Source organism: Mesorhizobium sp. P2_C5_2, assembly GCF_056404535.1.
The window spans coordinates 174,709-192,230 of sequence record NZ_JBFUDV010000006.1; the positions used below are offsets into that span (position 1 = coordinate 174,709).

Below are 17,522 nucleotides of genomic sequence, written 5' to 3' on the forward strand. Positions count from 1 at the left end.
CCACGCGCCGATTGATTAATCCAACGAATGTTTCTAATCTTTAGCATCAACGCTAGTGATGGATTGGACCCGATGAAAGCGCCACTCGATCTCGACCAGTTGCAGACCTTCATCTCGATTGCAGATACCGGCAGCTTCACCCGCGCGGCCGAGCAGGTGCTTCGCACCCAGTCGGCGGTGTCGATGCAGATGCGCCGGCTGGAGGAGCGGATCGGCAAGCCGCTGTTCGAAAAGGACGGCCGCACCAACAGACTGACCGAGGAAGGCGACAAGCTGCTCTCCTACGCGCGCCGCCTGCTCTATCTCAACCGCGAGACGCTGGCCGCCTTCGACGACCGGCGGCTCGAAGGCACCATCCGTATCGGCACGCCCGACGACTACGCCGACCGCTTCCTGCCCGAGATCATGGCGCGCTTCACGCGCTCCAACCCGCGCGTCGAGTTGACCGTCATCTGCGAGCCGACGCCGGGGCTGGTCGAGCATATCAAGCGCGGCAACCTCGATCTGGCGCTGGTGACGCATAACGACACGCGCGGCCAGTCGGAAGTGGTGCGGCGCGAGCCGCTTCTGTGGGTCACCTCGGCCAACCATGCCACGCACGAACAGGAAGTGCTGCCGATGGCCTTCGGCCGGCCGAATTGCATCTGGCGGCGCGCCGCCGTCGATGTGCTCGACCGGCAAAGCCGTGACTATCGCATCCTGTTCACCAGCTTCTCGGCCACCGTCATCACCGCCGCAGTGCTGTCGGGCCTGGCGATTTCGGTGCTGCCTGAATGTGCGCTCAGGCCCGGCATGCGGGTGCTGGGCGAAGCCGACGGCTTTGGCGCCCTGCCCGATTGCCGCATCGGCATCATGCGCGGCCAGACCTCGCGGCCCGAAATCGTCGATGCGCTGGCGCGGCATATTTCGGAAAGCCTCGACAACATTTCCGTGCCGCTCGGCGAAGAGACGGGAAGCTTCGATTTTGCGGCACTCGCCTTCGCCAAGATGAAGCGGAGCAAGCCGAACCAGATCCTGCCGGGCTGGTAGGGGGATCAGGCCGACGCGGCCGCCTCTGTCGTTGCGTTTGTCGACGACAGGCCGGGCAGCGCCAGCAATTGCGTCGGCTCCAGCGGCGGCGACAGGAGATAGCCCTGCAGCTGCCGGCAGCCCATGGCAACCAGCAGCGCCTTCTGCGCTTCGGAGCCAGAGCCGGGCCGGCCTTACGCACCAGCGTCAGGCCGGGCCATTCCTGGTCCCCGCCGATATAGCCGAGGATGACGCCGCGTGAATCGACGAGCGGAATGGCGGCTGAACCTACAGACTGCGACAGCCGCAGGAAATGCGCGCCTGCCAGCAGATATTTTTCGGCGATCCTGCCGATGACCGCCTCGTTGATAAGCTCCAAGGGAACCTAGAGATATTCACTGCCGGGCGCCTGGGTGACCCGATCCGAACTTGGCGCGAGCGGCGTGACGCTGAGAATGGCAGGCTGGCCGCTGAGCGAGACCAGTCAGGGTAACCTGGAATGTCAACGGGCTGCGGTTTGCGCGGGCGCTCATGCGTCCTCCTTGGCGGCAAAGTCAATCAAGGCGGGCTTAAGATCAAGTTATGGAATCTTGACGCGGGGCGACAACAGCCGCTCAATCGGCCAATGAGCGACGCAGAATCCGAATCACGCACCAACGCCACCGAATACACGGTGAGCGAGATTTCCGGCGCGCTGAAGCGCACGGTCGAGGACGTCTTCGGCCATGTGCGGGTGCGCGGCGAAATCTCCGGCTATCGCGGGCCGCATTCTTCCGGCCATGCCTATTTCACGCTGAAGGACGACCGCGCGCGGCTCGATGCCGTGGTCTGGAAAGGCACGATGAGCCGGCTGAAATTCCGTCCCGAAGAGGGGATGGAGGTGATCGCCACCGGTAAGCTCACCACCTATCCCGGCAAGTCCAACTACCAGATCGTCATCGACAATCTCGAGCCCGCCGGCGCCGGCGCGCTGATGGCGCTTCTGGAAGAGCGCAAGCGGAGGCTGCAGGCCGAAGGGCTGTTCGACGCCGACCGCAAGCGGCGACTGCCCTTCATGCCGCGCACCATCGGCGTCGTAACCTCGCCGACCGGATCGGTGATCCGCGACATCATCCACCGCATCAAGGACCGCTTTCCGCTGCATGTGCTGGTCTGGCCGGTAAGAGTCCAAGGCGAGACGGCAGGCGCGGAAGTGACAGCCGCCGTCAACGGCTTCAACGCCCTGGCCTGGGATAGCGCGATTGCGCAGCCCGACCTTCTGATCGTAGCGCGCGGCGGCGGCAGCCTGGAGGATCTCTGGGGGTTCAACGATGAAGGCCTGGCGCGCGCGGTTGCCGCCTCGCGCATCCCGGTGATTTCGGCTGTCGGCCACGAGACCGACTGGACCTTGATCGATCTCGTCGCCGACATGCGGGCGCCGACGCCGACGGGTGCCGCCGAGATCGCCGTGCCGGTGAAAGCGGACCTCGAGGCAACACTTGCCAGTCTCGGCGCACGGCTCAAGGCGGCGGTTTTGCGCAATTTCGAACGCAAGCGGCAGGCCTCCCGTGCAGCCGCCCGCGCGCTCCCCTCGCCCGACCAGTTGCTGGCGCTGCCGCGCCGACGGCTGGACGAGGCAACCAGCCGGCTTGGCCGGGCGCTGTCGGTCAGCATCGAGCGCAAGCGGACCAAGCTGCAGGGCCAGCGGCTGACACCGGCCACGCTGTCGCGACGCATCAACGAGGCCCGGACGCTGACCGGCCGCGATCTGGCGCGGGCGCAAGCGGCCTTTTTCGGCATCGTGCGCGAACGGCGCACCCGGTTTTCGCGCAGCGGAAAACGGTTGTCGCCGGCGCCGATCGTCAGGCGGCAGAAACTGCAGGCGGATGCGCTGGCTGCACTGACGCGCCGCCAAGATCAGGCGGTGTCGCGGCGGCTGGACCGGCTGCGGGGGCAATTGACCCAGGCCGACCGCTTGCTCGCAACGCTGTCGCACAAGGCGGTGCTGGCGCGCGGCTTCGCGCTGGTGAAGGACGCCGAAGGCGCGGTGATCAAGCTGGCGGCGGATGTAGCGCCGGGAGCGGCGCTGCAAATCGAGTTCGCCGATGGCACCACGAATGCGGTTGCGACCGGCGGTATGGGGCAGCCGGAGGCGGTCGCCAAACCAGCGGCCGCGCCGCCTGCTAGTAAACCTGCGCCTGCCAAGCCAGCCGGCAGCAAACCAAAAGAACCGGGCAATCAGGGCTCGCTTTTTTAGAGGACGGTATGACCGGACACGACCCGCATCTTCAAACGCCGGCCGGCAAGCCGCGCGCCCGTGCGTTCGGCGTTGCCTTCGATGGCACGCCGGGCCGCTTCAATGCCATCACCGATGTGCCCGGCGTGAGCGTCGGCTACGCGACGCTGATCTCAGGCGATGGTCCGCTCAAAGTCGGCACAGGGCCGGTGCGCACCGGCGTCACCGCCATCCTGCCGCGACCGTTGGCGGAGCTCGCCACGCCGGTGTTTGCCGGCGTGTTCAGCCAGAACGGCAATGGCGAACTGACGGGCTCGCACATTATCGAGGAGGTGGGCGCCTTCAACCTGCCTGCGACCCTCACCAACACGCATTCCTGCGGCGTCACCCGCGACGGCACGCTGCGCTGGATGCAACGCGTGCTGCCGGCCGCACTCGACAGCGGCTGGGGGCTGCCGGTGGCGGCGGAAACCTATGACGGCTTCCTCAACGACATCAACGGTCATCATGTCGGCTTCGAGCATGTCGAAGCCGCGCTCGACGGAGCTGCTGGCGGAGCGATCGAGGAAGGTAGCGTCGGCGGCGGCACCGGCATGATCGCCTTCGGCTTCAAAGCCGGCTCCGGTACGGCGTCGCGCATCGTCGAATGGCAGGGCATCAGCCATACAGTCGGCGTGTTCGTGCAGGCGAATTTCGGCAAGCGGCGCAATTTCACTTTGCGCGGCGCGTGCGTCGGGTCCGATCTGGTGGAGCCGGCAATCCGCGAAGGCACACCGCATGCTGAGAAGGGTTCGATCATCGCCGTCGTCGCCACCGACGCGCCCTTCCTGCCGCATCAGATGAAGCGGCTGGCGCGGCGGGTGCCGCTTGGCATCGCCATGACCGGCGGCTTCGGCTACCACAGTTCGGGCGACATTTTCCTGGCCTTCACCACCGCCAATCCGCAAGCAGCACTTGCGCCGCCCGGCCGGACGGCAAACGCCGACTTCATCCCGGACGTCGATATCGACCCGTTCTTCGATGCGGTGGTGCAAAGCGTGGAAGAGGCAATCCTCAATGCGATGGTCGCCAATGAGGATATGAGCGGGCGCGACGGCAATTTCGTGCCGGCGCTGCCGAAGGCCTGGCTGAAGGATCGATTTGGGTAGAGCAATTCCAGGAAAAGTGTAAAGCGGTTTTCCCGGAGAAAGTGCGCAGCTCTTTCCCTTGGGAATTGCGTAAACAAAGAGGCAGCGCCCGGCTCTGGCGGCCGGGCCTGACATTTATTCGGCAGGCTTGCCCGGATTCTCGTTGCCCTGGTCGGCCTCGGCCGCCTCTTCGAGCCGCGAGGCGATCAGTTCCTGGATGTCGCCGACTTCTTCCTGGATATCCTCCAGCGGGATGCCGACCTCGGCCGCCTTGGCGGCACATTCCTTGGCGAGGGTCTCGGCCTGCTTTTCGATCTTTACCGGCGAGTGCTGGCAATGGACCTTTTCACCAATCCACCCGCGCAAGAACTCGATCGCATGTTCACTCATACTGCTTTTCCCTGGCGGCTATGCCGGTTGGCAATCGTAAACGTCCGCACCCGGCAAAGGATGCATGCTCGCATTCGAACCGAGTCGGCTTCGCCCGGCAAGTCGATCTTGTACGAGGTCCGAAGAGCCGAAGGAAGGGAAGGGTTCAAGGAGCACGTTCTGATTGTTTGATAGAGTGGTACCGTTGGCTGGGATCGAACCAGCGACCTCCGGATCCACAATCCGGCGCTCTAACCATCTGAGCTACAACGGCACGTTCGCCTGAGCCAGATCGTGGTGAAAAATTCATTCTCCGAGATCCGCTCTGTCGTTCGGCGATGCGTCCAATACGGTCTATCAGAGACTAATTCAAGGCCTTTGATAAGGCAAAGCCGGTTCTGCCAACAGGCGCCGGTTTTCTGGGCAAAAGAAAAGGCCGGCGGGAGGAGGTGCCGGCCTTTTCCTGTTACGAGCCAGCGGGAGGAGGTGCTGGCTGGTCACCCCGGAGAGCAGAGGGAGGAGGTTCCACTCGCCGGGTATTCACTGGACAACTCTATCGCACATCTATTTGTCTGACGAAATGCGACGTTTTGATGCATCGTAGAGTTGTGCGCAATTATTAGGCGGCCTTGATGTCCTTCAGCGCCTTCTCGAAAGCGGTCTTGACCGGCTTGGAGACGTCTTCGGCAGCCTTGGAAGCAACAGCCTGGAAGTCCTTGGCCTGCTCGACGGTCGTCTCGACGCGCTTGCGCAGGAAGGCGGTCTGCAGCTCGACAACTTCCGACAGCGACTTGGCGCCGATCAGGGCTTCGAGGTGCGAGAAGCCGGCTTCGGCATTGGCGCGCAGAGCGGCGATGGTCTTGAGCGACAGGTCGCTGGAAACGGTCTTGGCGGTCTCGAAGGTCGATTCCAGAACTTTCTGGGTCTCTTCGGCGCCGGCCTTCAGCTTGGAGTAGGCTTCCTTCGACTGCTCAACACCCTTTTCGGCGAAAGCGCGGATCTGGTCGGTTGCCTTGGAAGCGTCGAAGCTCGGGAATTCAACGTTTTCGATGGTCTCAGCGGTCTTGGCCTTGGTCATTTTCCATCCTTTCGGGGGTAGCGGCTTTGACAAAAAGCCGTCTCGTTCATGTATGATGGCAATATAGCGGTTTTTTTGTGCGATGCAATATCTTTGTTGCAGTGCACCATAAATTTCTTCCCGTACGTTACCCGGGCATTGCCCAGGGCCGTTAACCAAGAGGCCAGAGATTCCCCCCGCTTCCCGCCATGGCTTGTGGACCTTCGCCGCGCGGGCTTTTATTAACAAAGCGTTAACTGCAAATTGCCCGCCTTGTAGGTTCGCCAAGAGGTTTCACCGAAAGGGTCCGCCAAGCGCATGCCTTCCGAGAACTACTCTTTCCTCGATGTCGCCGTGCTCGACGCGGTCCGCCAGCGCTTTGCTGCCGGCGACGCGATTGCGATTCTGTCGGCTGACCTCGAACAGGTGATCTGGGCCAACGGCCCGGGCGCGGCGGTGTTCGGCTATCCCGATATCGAGGCCATCATCGGCGCCTCGGCACAGTTGCCGCTGATCGCCAGACGGCAGATCATGGCGACCGCCGGCTTTCCGCAGATCGGCAGCGACCGCGCCATCACGGTGCGGCTGGCTACCGGCATGACCAGCCGCGCCGTCGGCTTCCTGGCCAGTGCGGTGACGATGCCGGACGGCGAAAGCGCCATCATGCTGGCGGTGCCGGCAGCGCAGACCGGCTCGCGCAGCGCTGCCGACATTGCAACCCGCGCCATCAGCGGCTTTAACGAAGACGGCCACTTCATCGCCTTTGTCGACGCCGCCGGCACTGTCGAGGCGGCTTCGGATGGTTTTGCCGCGCTCGCCATCCGGCCAGAGACGCTGGCGGCGCTTGTCGCCGATGTGGCGAGCCAGGACGACCGCATCGTCAAGCGGCTGGTCCCCGGCAGCGCGACCTCCTATCCGGCGGGCTTTGCCCGCCTGACCGATACCAGGCATCTGCTGGTGGTCATCGACGAGGATCAACTCGGAGAGGAAAATCCTGTCGGTGCGCTGGACGCCGAACCGGCTGCAGCGCAGGAGGACGTTGGCCCGACACAAGCCGCTGCGGAGAACACGGCAGCGGTCGATGCGGTGGCTGACCAATCCGTCGCGGTCAGCGATCAGGGCGCACCGCTCACGGCCGCACCTGACGTCGCCGAGACAATACCGGCTGCGACGGACGATGATGCTTCTCCGCCAACCGATGCAAAGGCAGGCGATCGCGAGCAGACGACCGGCCGCGAGCAGGCAGCGAACGACAGCACGCCGGCGCAACATGATCATTGGTACTTTCATGCCGGCGAGGAACCGCAGGCGAGCGAGCCGGACAGTCCAGCACAAGTCGAGCCGGAATCGGTTGTCTCGGCCGAGAATGCGCAGCCGGACAGCGCTGCTGCCGCCTCGCCCGCCCTGCCCTCCAATGTGGCCCTACCGGCTGCGCCCCCCGCCAAACGTGAGATTGACCGCTCGGCGCCGCCTCTGCGTTTCGTCTGGCGCACCGACGCCGAGGGCAAGTTCAGCGCGCTGTCGCCGGAATTTGCCGATATTGTCGGCAAGCCCGCCGCCGATGTGATCGGCCGCCGCTTCAAGGATGTTGCGACAATTTTCGGCCTTGATGCATCCGGCGAGATCGCCGGCCTGCTCGAACGGCGCGACACCTGGTCGGGCCGCTCGGTGCTGTGGCCGGTGGCCGGTACCGACCTGAAGATACCGGTCGATCTGGCCGCACTGCCCGTCTATGGCCGCAGCCGCGCCTTCGAAGGGTTTCGTGGTTTTGGCGTCGCCCGCGCCAGCGATGCGGTGGTCGATCCGGAGGCGATCGGCACGGCGCTGATCCCCAATGGCGCGCCACCGGCGGCAGCCGAGCCGGCCCCGGAAGAGACCGTGATGGAAGCCCCCAAGGCGACCGATCCGTTCGAGGGCGAAGTGCCGGCGCTGACCATCGTGCCGAAGCAGGAACGGCGTTTCGCCGACAAGGTCATCCGGCTCGCCGAGCATCGGCAGCCCGCCAACGATAAAGGCCTGTCGACGCTGGAGCGCAGCGCTTTCCGCGAGATCGGCGAGCGGCTGAAAAAGGACAATCCCCCACCGGAACAGCCGGAGACCACCAGGCAGGCCGAATCGGCCAAGCCGGATCAGGTAACGCCGGACCAGGCCAAGGGAGATCAGCCCAAGCCGGATCACACCGCAGCGGACCAGGCTGAAACGGCCGCGCCAGCCCAGCAACCCGCCAGGGCCTCGAGCCCGGACGAAGTCCCCCCGACTGCCGCAGCTGAACCATCGGCAACCGCACCCGAAAGCGAAACGGTTGAGGCCGAACCGCCGGAAAGCGATGCCGAGGACGAAAAGGACCTGGCGCGGCTCGACGGCGAGCAGCCGGGCGACGCCGTTGCGGACGGCGAAGCAAGCGAGGCAAAGGCGCCGACAGTCTCGCGCTCGCTGCTCGATTACGCCGATCCGGAACCGGGCTCCGTCACCGGCGAAAGTACCGAAGCGACGTCTTCCAACAGCGAACCGGCGCCAGCTTCCGAACCGGATGAGACGAAAGCGCAGGAAATCGTCGAGGTCGTAGAGCCACAGCCGGCTGTTGCCGAGGCGCCGGCCGATGCCGGCGAAGACGACAGCATGACTGCGGCTGATTTCCGCGATGCCGAGGACAATGAAGATTGGGCGCCGGCCGACCAGGCGACCGGTTCAGCCGTGAAGGATCAGGGCAAGGCCGGCGATGCGGACACAGCGCCGGCAGAGCCGCCGCGCCTGAAAGTGCCGCCGCTCAAACTTGAAGGGTTCATGCCTTCGGCGTTTTCAGCCGGAGACGAACACAAGGCCCCTGACACGTCGATTCTCGGCAAGCTGCCGGTGCCGCTGCTCATCCATTCCGGCGACGAGCTTCACTACGCCAATGAGGAATTCCTCGGCCTGACCGGATATGACACGCTCGACGATTTGAGCGATGCCGGCGGCCTCGACGCCTTGTTTGCCGATCCTTATTCCGAGACGGCCGACGAAAGCGACCACGCGCTGCGGCTGAAGGCGCGTGACGGGCAGGAATTTCCGATCGAAGCCATCTTGCGTTCGGTGCCGTGGCGCGCCGGCAAGGCGCTGATGCTGGTGGTGCGGCGCACCGGCGACGACGAGGCTCCGATGGTTGCGCATGTCGCGGCTGAAGAACAGACGCAGCCCGACGTTTCCGAACTCAAATCGCGCATTGCCGAAATGCGCACCATCATCGACACCGCGACCGATGGCGTGGTGCTGATCGGCCGCGACGGCGATATCCGCTCGATCAGCCGCCCGGCCGAGGCGCTGTTCGGCTTCGACAGCGACGAGGTGACCGGCAAGCCGTTCGCCTCGCTGTTTGCCATCGAAAGCCAGCGCGCGGCGCGCGACTATCTCAACGGCCTGTCCGAGCCCGGCGTGGCGAGCGTGATGAACGATGGTCGTGAGGTGATCGGGCGTGAGGCGCAAGGGCGTTTCATCCCGCTGTTCATGACCATCGGCCGGCTGCCCAACGACAGCGGTTTCTGTGCCGTGGTGCGTGACATCACGCAGTGGAAGCGGGCCGAGGAGGATTTGACCCAAGCGCGCGCTGTGGCCGAACGCGCCTCCTCGCACAAGACCGATTTCCTCGCCCGCATCAGCCACGAGATCCGCACGCCGCTCAACGCCATTATCGGCTTTTCCGAGCTGATGGTGGACGAGAAGTTCGGGCCGGTGGCCAATGACCGCTACCGCGACTATCTGCGCGACATCAACCGCTCGGGCAACCACGTGCTCGATCTCGTCAACGACCTGCTCGACATCTCCAAGATCGAGGCCGGCCAGCAGGAAATGGACTACGAGGCGGTGTCGCTCAACGACACGCTGGGCGAGACCGTGGCGATGATGCAGCCGCAGGCCAATCGCGAGCGCGTCATCATTCGCTCCAGCTTCGCCTCGCGGCTGCCGGAAGTGGTCGCCGACCTCAGAAGCGTGCGCCAGATCGCGCTCAACATCCTGTCCAACGCCATCCGCTACACGCAGGCCGGCGGCCAGGTGATCGTGTCGACCGCCTATGAAACCTCCGGCGACGTCGTCATGCGGGTGCGCGACACCGGCATCGGCATGAGCCATGCCGAGATCGAGCAGGCGCTGAAGCCGTTCAAGCAGATCAACGCGCTGAAGCGCGGACGCGGCGACGGCACCGGTCTCGGCCTGCCGCTGACCAAGGCGATGGTGGAAGCCAACCGCGCCCGCTTCACCATCACCTCGACCCCGGGCGAAGGGACGCTGGTCGAAGTCGCCTTCCCGTCGACGCGGGTGCTGGCCGAATAGGGCCTGGCCTTTCGGAACAGACCATCCTGAACCGGCACAAAGAAAAGGCGTCCAACAGGACGCCTTAGTGGAATTTTGCTGTCACAACGGGGCTTGAGCGAATCTGATCCTCAGGGGACGAGGAACGGGATTTCTCCCTCAAGTTACGTGCGACTATCGACGCCGGGCCTTAACAAGTCCTTACCGGCTGCTCAAAAAATTTACGAATGTGTACCACTCGTGAAATCTAGGTAAATTCGACCAACATATCTCGTTAACCATGCCGGCGGCGTCACTCAGCCAGTTGCGGCAGGTTCCTGAACAGCTCCAGCGCCTCGGGGTTGGCGAGCGCCTCCTTGTTCTTGACGGCGCGGCCATGCACGACGTCGCGCACCGCAAGCTCGGTGATCTTGCCTGATTTGGTGCGCGGAATGTCGGTGACGGCAACGATCTTTGCCGGCACGTGACGCGGGCTGGCGCCGGTGCGGATCTTCGCCCGGATGCGCTTTTCCAAATCCTCGTCCAGCGTCACCCCTGCGGCAAGCCGCACAAACAGCACGACGCGCACGTCATTGTCGAAATCCTGGCCGATGCACAGTGCTTCCAGGATTTCCGGCATCTGTTCGACCTGGTTGTAGATCTCCGCCGTGCCGATGCGCACGCCGCCCGGATTGAGCGTCGCGTCGGAGCGGCCGTGGATGATCATGCCGCCATGCGCCGTCCATTCGGCGAAATCGCCATGGCACCAGACATTGTCGAAGCGCTCGAAATAGGCGGCCTGGTATTTCTTGCCCTCGGGGTCGTTCCAGAAACCGATCGGCATCGACGGAAACGCTTTTGTGCAGACCAGTTCGCCCTTCTCACCGCCGATCGGCTTGCCGTCATCATCCCAGACATCGACGGCAAGGCCGAGGCCGGGTCCCTGGATCTCGCCGGTCCAGACAGCTTGCGTCGGCACGCCGAGCACGAAGCAGGAAACGATGTCGGTCCCGCCGGAGACCGAGGCCAGGTGCACGTCGCTCTTGATGCCGTCATAGACGAAGCGAAAGTCCTCCGGCGACAGCGGTGAGCCAGTCGAGGAGATGCTGCGCACGGTGGACAGATCATGGCTGCGGATTGGCTTGAGGCCGGCCTTGCGCACGGAATCGATGAACTTGGCCGAGGTGCCGAAGAAGGTCATCTTCTCGGCATCGGCGAAGCTGAACAGCACATTGCCGTCGGGGTAGAAGGGCGAGCCGTCATAGAGCAGCAGTGTCGCGCCCGAAGCCAGGCCCGAAACCAGCCAGTTCCACATCATCCAGCCGCAGGTGGTAAAATAGAAGAAGCGGTCGCCGTCGACCAGCCCGGCATGCAATCGGTGTTCCTTGACATGCTGGATCAGCGTTCCGCCGGCCGAATGCACGATGCATTTGGGAATGCCGGTGGTTCCGGACGAAAACAGGATGTAGAGCGGATGCGAAAATGGTAGCTGCTCGAATGTGAGGGCTTTGGCGGCAAAGGGTGACAACGCCTCTTCCAGCGCCACCGCCTTGTCGATAATCGCGGCGATATCACGCGACGTACCGAGATAGTCGACGATCAGGACCTTGCCGACGGTTTCGAGCTTCGCTGCAACCGTAGCGATCTTGTCGGCGACCTCGATTGCCTTGCCATTGTACCAGTAGCCGTCCGGCGCGATGAAGACGACCGGTTCGATCTGGCCGAAACGGTCGAGCACGCCCTGTTCGCCGAAATCAGGAGAGCACGACGACCAGACCGCGCCGATCGAGGCAGCCGCCAGCATGGCAGCGACGGTTTCCGGCATGTTGGGCATCATCGCCGCGATGCGGTCGCCCTTCTTCACCTTGAGCGACAAGAAAAGCTGCTGAAAGCGCGAGGTCAGCTGGTGCAGTTCGGTCCACGACAGCCGCCGCTCGATCTTGTCCTCGCCGCGAAAGACGATTGCCGCACCGGAACCGGTCTTTTTCAGCAGGTTCTCGGCGAAATTCAGCATCGCATCGGGGAAGAAGGCAGCGCCGGGCATGTTGTCGCCGTCGGCCAGCAGGCGCTCGCCCTTGTCACCGACAATGCCGCAAAAGTCCCACAGCAGGCTCCAGAAGCCCTCGCGATCCTCAACCGACCAGCGGTGCAGTTCGGCGTAAGAGGCCAATGCGGCCCCAGCTTTCGTCTCCGCAGCCTTCATGAAGGCGGTCAAGGGTGCTGCGTCAATCTGGTCTTGCGTCGGGGTCCAGAGCGGTGCTTCGGCAGCCATGATCGATCCTCCTTGAAGCCGGTCGCGTCGCAAGACTGATATGCTTGTTTTTATGCATGTCGTTGTCCCGGAACCGCTGCACACTTCCGGGCGACATGCTTTAGCCCCAGCTTTACAGGCGCCGCTGTCCCAAAAACGCCGCGCCTCGTAGCAGGCTGAAGCTGCATCGCTTATGCCTATCGCCATGCAGCAGAGCAAGATTTTGTTCGACCGAATGCGGCCAGGTGTGCGCAATTGCCATCGCCGGGCCATAAAGACTTGAAATGCGTCAGCGCTGGGTTACACCCGTCGGGCGATTTTTGTCGGAATGAAAGCATACGGGGCGATATGCCATCACCTTTGATCCGGCGCGGAGTATGGGCGATCGGCGTTGCCGTGCTCGTCATCGCGCTGGTCGTCGCCGCTCTGCCGCTGATTGCCTCGACCCGGATCGTGCGCGACCGCATCGCCTGGGAGATGAGCGCGTGGAGCGGTTTCAGGGTCACCATTGACGGTTCGCCGCGCATCGAGGTGTGGCCGAAGTTCCGCGCCATATTGAGCGACGTCACGCTGTCGCAGTGGACCGAGACCGACGCGCCGCCTGTGATCGAAGCCGAGCGGGTCGAGGTCGACCTGTCGGCCATGGCGGCGCTACAGGGCGATGTGGTGTTTTCGACGGCGCGGCTGGTGCGGCCGACAATCCGGGTTCAGCGCACCGCAAACGGCATGTTCCTGCCCGCCATACCGACGGGAGGACGCATCACACGCTCGATCGACACGGCGCGCGGCGTGGTCGGTGCCGATCCGACCAAGCCCGATCTGAGCAAGCTGCCGGCCGATCCGTTCGGCACCGTGGAATTCAGGGACGGCCGCATGGTCGCCTCCATCGGCGGCAAGGACGTCGAATTGCTGACCAGCCTGTCCGGCCAAGCGAGCTGGGCGGCCATGAACAGCAACGCGACCTTGTCGGCGACCGGCATCTGGCGTGGCGAAAGCGTCACCGTCGATGCCGCCTCGCCCAATCCGCTGGTGCTGTTTGCCGGCGGTGCCGCACCCATCACGTTTTCGTTCAAGGCAGCCCCCGCCAGCTTCTCGTTCGACGGCACGGCCGGCATGTCGCAGAATGCCTATTTCGACGGTCAGGCAAAATTCGCCGCGCCATCGCTGCGGCGGGTGCTGGAATGGTCGCAGGCCGGTATTGCCCCCGGTACGGCGATCGGTTCCGTCTCGATTTCGAGCAAGATCACGGCGACGGCCGGCCGCGTCAAATTCGAAAACACCGCAGTGGCGCTGGACAACAATCCGGGAATGGGGGCGCTCGATTTCTCGTTCGGCGACGCCTTGCCGGTGATTTCCGGCACGCTCGCCTTCGATACGCTCGATCTCAGGTCGCTGTTCTCGGCCTTCACGCCGCTGGCGCCCACCGGTGAAACCGGCCCCGGCGAAGTCGACACCAGCTTTGCCGACCGCGTCAACCTCGATCTGAGGCTATCGGCGGCGCATGCCTCGGCCGGCGCGGTCCAGCTTGCCGACGTCGCAGCCACGGCGCAGGTGAAGAACGGGCTTGCCGTCTTCGATATCTCCGATGCGTCGGCCTTTGGCGGTAACGTCCAGAGCAGCCTGCGTTTCGACCGCAAGCCGGAGGGTTCGCAAGTCGAGATCCGGCTGCTCGCCTCCGACATTGACGGCGCGGCTTTCGGCACGGCTGCCGGCATGACGCGACTGGTGCCGGCCAGCACAGGCACGGTCTCGGTTATCCTCAAAGGGCCGGGGAAATCCTGGGACTCGATCTTCGAGAACGCCGACGGCTCGGTCTCGGCGACGTTCGGGCCGGGCGCGCTGAGCGGGCTCAATTTGCCGGCGTTTCTGAAGCACACCGAACAGGGCGGCTTCTTTGCCCTTGACGATGTCTCGGACGGAACGCTGCCGATCGACGGCGCCGAGCTCAAGGCCACCATCTCGAAGGGCGTGGCAAGGCTGGACAAGGCCGAGGCCAATTCTGCGAAATACAAGATCTGGCTGTCCGGCATCGCGTCATACGGCGGACGCGGGCTGGCGCTATCGGGCGGTGTTATCCAGGCCGACCCGGCGGCAGCGCCCACCAATGGTCAGCAAGGCCCCAACCAGTCGTCATTCTTCGTCGGCGGCAACTGGAGCACGCCGTTCATCTCGCCGATCAGCCGCGGCATTTCGGGCGAATAGACAGCCCCTGCGCGGCCGAAAGGTGGCCGTGTTTGCCGAAGCTGCTTTGCCCCATCAGCCGCGCTGCGCGGCCTGTTCGTCGAGCTGACGCTGCACCTCACGCCGCTTGTTGGCGACCGAGGCAATGATGACGCCGACGGCAACCACGGCGATCAGGATGGTGCAGGCAGCATTGATCTCCGGCGTCACGCCGAGACGAACCTGGCTGTAGATCTTCATCGGCAGCGTGGTGGCGCCGGGGCCTGAGGTGAAGGACGCGATCACCAGATCGTCGAGCGAGAGTGTAAAGGCCAGCATCCAGCCGGACACGATCGCCGGCATGATGACCGGTAGCGTGATCTGGAAGAACGTCTTCACCGGCGTTGCGCCGAGATCCAACGCGGCCTCTTCCAGCGACCGGTCGAACGAGACCAGGCGCGACTGCACGACGACGGCCACGAAGCACATGGTCAGCGTGATGTGGGCAAGCGTGACGGTGAGGAAGCCGCGGTCGAGACCGACGGCGACGAAGAGCAAAAGCAGCGACAGCCCGGTGATGACTTCAGGCATGACCAGCGGCGCAAACACCATGCCTGAAAACAGGATGCGCCCGCGGAAGCGGGTGTAGCGGGTCAAGGTCAGTGCCGCGAGCGTGCCGAGTACGGTCGCTACCGTCGCCGAAATGACACCGACACGCGCGGTCACCCAGGTGGCGTCCATCAGGCCCTGATTGTGGAACAGCGAGACATACCATTTGGTCGAGAAGCCGCCCCAGACGGTGACCAGCTTCGATTCGTTGAAAGAGAAGACGATAAGCAGCACGATCGGCAGATAGAGGAAGGCAAAGCCCAGCACGACCGAGGTGACGTTGAAGCGACTCCAGGTGGGGTTCATTTGTCCTGCTCCTGGGCGCGTGCCTGAGCCTGCTGGAACAGCATGATCGGCACGATCAAGAGCAGCAGCAGGATGACAGCGACGGCCGACGACACCGGCCAGTCACGATTGGCGAAGAATTCATTCCACAAGGTCTTGCCGATCATCAGCGTCTGCGAGCCGCCGAGCAGGTCGGGAATGACGAACTCGCCGACGGCCGGGATGAACACCAGCAAACAGCCGGCGATGACGCCGGGCAGCGACAGCGGGAAGGTGATCTTCCAGAAGGCGGCGGTTGGTGGACAGCCGAGATCCTTGGCCGCCTCGATCAGCGAGTAGTCCATCTTTTCCAGCGAGGAATAGAGCGGCAGCACCATGAATGGCAGGTAGGAATAGACGATGCCTATGAAGATCGCCGTGTAGGTGTTGAGGATGATCAGCGGCTGATTGATGATGTGCAGCGACAGCAGCAGCTGGTTGAGCAGCCCCTCGGGCTTGAGGATGCCGATCCAGGCGTAGACGCGGATCAGGAACGAGGTCCAGAACGGCAGGATTACCAACATCAGCAAGGTCGGGCGGATCGTCGCCGGCGCGCGCGCCATGCCGTAGGCGATGGGGAAGCCGACGAGCAAGGTCAGGATCGTCGAAACTGCCGCGATGATGACGCTGGTCACATAGGCTTTGAAGTAAAGCGCGTCCTGCGTCAGCCAGACATAATTGTCGAAGCTGAGTTCGCGGAAGCCGGCGAAGAAGCCGGAAATGCCGTCCGTGAAGTCGAGCACCGGCGTGTAGGGCGGCATGGCGATCGCCGACTGCGACAGCGAAATCTTGAAGACGATGATGAACGGGATGAAGAAGAAGAACAGCAGCCAGAGATAGGGAACGATGATGACGAGACGGCTGACGAAGCCGGCGCCGAGCCGCGTCAGCCATGGTTTGGCCGCGGTCGATGGACCAGCGTCGGTGATGGCGATGTTGGACATGGCCGCCCCCTACCTTGTCAGCACGACGCCGGCGTCCGGCCGGAAGGAGACCCAGGCGCGGTCGTTCCAGGTCAACGGATCCTCGGTGACGCGCGCCGCGTTGAGCGCGCTTGCCCTGATGATCTGCCCGTCATCCAGCCTGATGTGGTAGACGGTCATGTCGCCGAGATAGGCGACGTCGTAGACTTCGCCCTCAAGCGCATTGACGGCGTCCGTCGGCTTCTTCGACGACACCTTGATCTTCTCCGGCCTGATGGCGAAGACGATGTCGGAACCCGCCGCTGTATTTGTGCTGTTTTCGACGACGATCTGGGCGCCTGTCGCGCCGGTGATGCGCGTGGTGTTTGCCGCGCGCTCGGCGACCTTGCCTTCGAACATATTCACATTGCCGACGAAGTGGGCGACGAAGCGTGACGTCGGGGCTTCATAGACTTCCGCCGGCGTCGCCACTTGCATGACCTCGCCCTTGTCGATGATGGCGATGCGGTCGGCCATGGTCATCGCCTCTTCCTGGTCGTGGGTGACGACAACAAAAGTCAGGCCGAGATTTTGCTGCAGGTCCATCAGCTCGAACTGCGTTTCCTCGCGCAGCTTCTTGTCGAGCGCGCCGAGCGGCTCGTCGAGCAGCAACACTTTCGGCCGCTTGGCAACCGAGCGGGCGAGCGCGACGCGCTGGCGCTGGCCGCCGGACAGTTGGTGCGGCTTGCGCTTGGCGAACTGCTCAAGCTTGACCAGCTTCAGCATCTCGGCGACACGCTTTTCGATATCCGGCGCCGGCATGCCTTCCTGCTTGAGGCCGAAGGCAATGTTCTTTTCCACGCTCATATGCGGGAACAGCGCATAGGACTGGAACATCATGTTGACCGGGCGGCGATAGGGCGGAATGCCGCGCAGATCCTGACCGTCGAGAAGGATGCGGCCGGCGGTTGGCTCCTCGAAGCCGGCAAGCATCCGCAGCAGCGTCGACTTTCCGCAGCCCGACGCGCCAAGCAGGGCGAAGAACTCGCGTTCGAAAATGGTCAGCGACAGATTGTTGACGGCGGTGAAGTCACCGAACTTCTTGGTGACGTTCTCGAATTGAATGTACGGCTTGGCGTTCGGGTCGTTCCATGGCGCGAAATCCCTGCGGATGCTGCCAAGCGATTTCATGTCCCACTCCGTCGTGTTTTTTTGCTTCTTGCCCCAGAAGAAT

At 63.6% G+C, this 17,522-nt stretch carries 11 protein-coding genes and 1 tRNA gene; 5 read left to right on the forward strand and 7 right to left on the reverse strand.

Going from position 1 to position 17,522, the window contains the following annotated elements:
• Positions 1–72: 72 nt before the first annotated feature.
• The 3 genes from AC1D1B_RS24515 (at position 73) to AC1D1B_RS24525 (ending at position 4,371) form a co-directional block, all read left to right on the forward strand.
• Positions 73–1,029 (forward strand): LysR substrate-binding domain-containing protein, encoded by a 957-nt coding sequence (locus AC1D1B_RS24515; RefSeq protein WP_477335164.1) that lies wholly within the window; start codon positions 73–75, stop codon positions 1,027–1,029.
• A 604-nt stretch (positions 1,030–1,633) separates the two neighbouring features.
• Positions 1,634–3,244 (forward strand): exodeoxyribonuclease VII large subunit, encoded by a 1,611-nt coding sequence (gene xseA / locus AC1D1B_RS24520; protein WP_477335166.1) that lies wholly within the window; start codon positions 1,634–1,636, stop codon positions 3,242–3,244.
• An 8-nt stretch (positions 3,245–3,252) separates the two neighbouring features.
• Positions 3,253–4,371 carry a DmpA family aminopeptidase gene (locus AC1D1B_RS24525; protein ID WP_477335167.1) on the forward strand — a complete coding sequence of 373 codons (1,119 nt, stop codon included), beginning with the start codon at positions 3,253–3,255 and terminating at the stop codon, positions 4,369–4,371.
• A gap of 114 nt (positions 4,372–4,485) precedes the next feature.
• Here AC1D1B_RS24525 and AC1D1B_RS24530 read toward each other — a convergent pair whose 3' ends face one another.
• From AC1D1B_RS24530 to AC1D1B_RS24540, 3 genes are all read right to left on the reverse strand, one after another.
• A complete protein-coding gene (locus tag AC1D1B_RS24530; protein WP_477335169.1) occupies positions 4,486–4,740 on the reverse strand; it encodes a hypothetical protein in 255 nt (84 codons plus the stop codon).
• A gap of 176 nt (positions 4,741–4,916) precedes the next feature.
• Positions 4,917–4,993 (reverse strand) — tRNA-His (locus AC1D1B_RS24535).
• A 345-nt stretch (positions 4,994–5,338) separates the two neighbouring features.
• Positions 5,339–5,797: a phasin gene (locus AC1D1B_RS24540; protein ID WP_477335171.1), complete on the reverse strand. Its 459-nt coding sequence runs from the start codon at positions 5,795–5,797 to the stop codon at positions 5,339–5,341.
• A gap of 297 nt (positions 5,798–6,094) precedes the next feature.
• Between AC1D1B_RS24540 and AC1D1B_RS24545 the strand changes: the two genes are divergently transcribed.
• Positions 6,095–10,084: a PAS domain S-box protein gene (locus AC1D1B_RS24545; RefSeq protein WP_477335173.1), complete on the forward strand. Its 3,990-nt coding sequence runs from the start codon at positions 6,095–6,097 to the stop codon at positions 10,082–10,084.
• Positions 10,085–10,355: 271 nt separating this feature from the next.
• Here AC1D1B_RS24545 and AC1D1B_RS24550 read toward each other — a convergent pair whose 3' ends face one another.
• Entirely contained in the window at positions 10,356–12,314 is a 1,959-nt protein-coding gene (locus AC1D1B_RS24550) for an acetoacetate--CoA ligase (RefSeq protein ID WP_477335175.1), read from the reverse strand.
• A 327-nt stretch (positions 12,315–12,641) separates the two neighbouring features.
• Between AC1D1B_RS24550 and AC1D1B_RS24555 the strand changes: the two genes are divergently transcribed.
• Entirely contained in the window at positions 12,642–14,495 is a 1,854-nt protein-coding gene (locus AC1D1B_RS24555) for an AsmA family protein (RefSeq protein WP_477335177.1), read from the forward strand.
• 54 nt (positions 14,496–14,549) lie between these two features.
• Here AC1D1B_RS24555 and AC1D1B_RS24560 read toward each other — a convergent pair whose 3' ends face one another.
• The 3 genes from AC1D1B_RS24560 to AC1D1B_RS24570 are packed head-to-tail and all read right to left on the reverse strand — an operon-like array spanning position 14,550 to position 17,479.
• The gene (locus AC1D1B_RS24560; protein WP_477335179.1) at positions 14,550–15,368 is read right to left on the reverse strand and encodes an ABC transporter permease; all 819 of its coding nucleotides are present in this window, start codon (positions 15,366–15,368) and stop codon (positions 14,550–14,552) included.
• Positions 15,365–16,330, reverse strand: a complete 966-nt coding sequence (locus AC1D1B_RS24565; protein WP_477335181.1) for an ABC transporter permease subunit — start codon at positions 16,328–16,330, stop codon at positions 15,365–15,367. Before AC1D1B_RS24565 ends, AC1D1B_RS24560 begins: the two co-directional genes overlap by 4 nt.
• Before the next feature lie 9 nt (positions 16,331–16,339).
• Positions 16,340–17,479: an ABC transporter ATP-binding protein gene (locus AC1D1B_RS24570; RefSeq protein WP_477335183.1), complete on the reverse strand. Its 1,140-nt coding sequence runs from the start codon at positions 17,477–17,479 to the stop codon at positions 16,340–16,342.
• Positions 17,480–17,522: the final 43 nt, after the last annotated feature.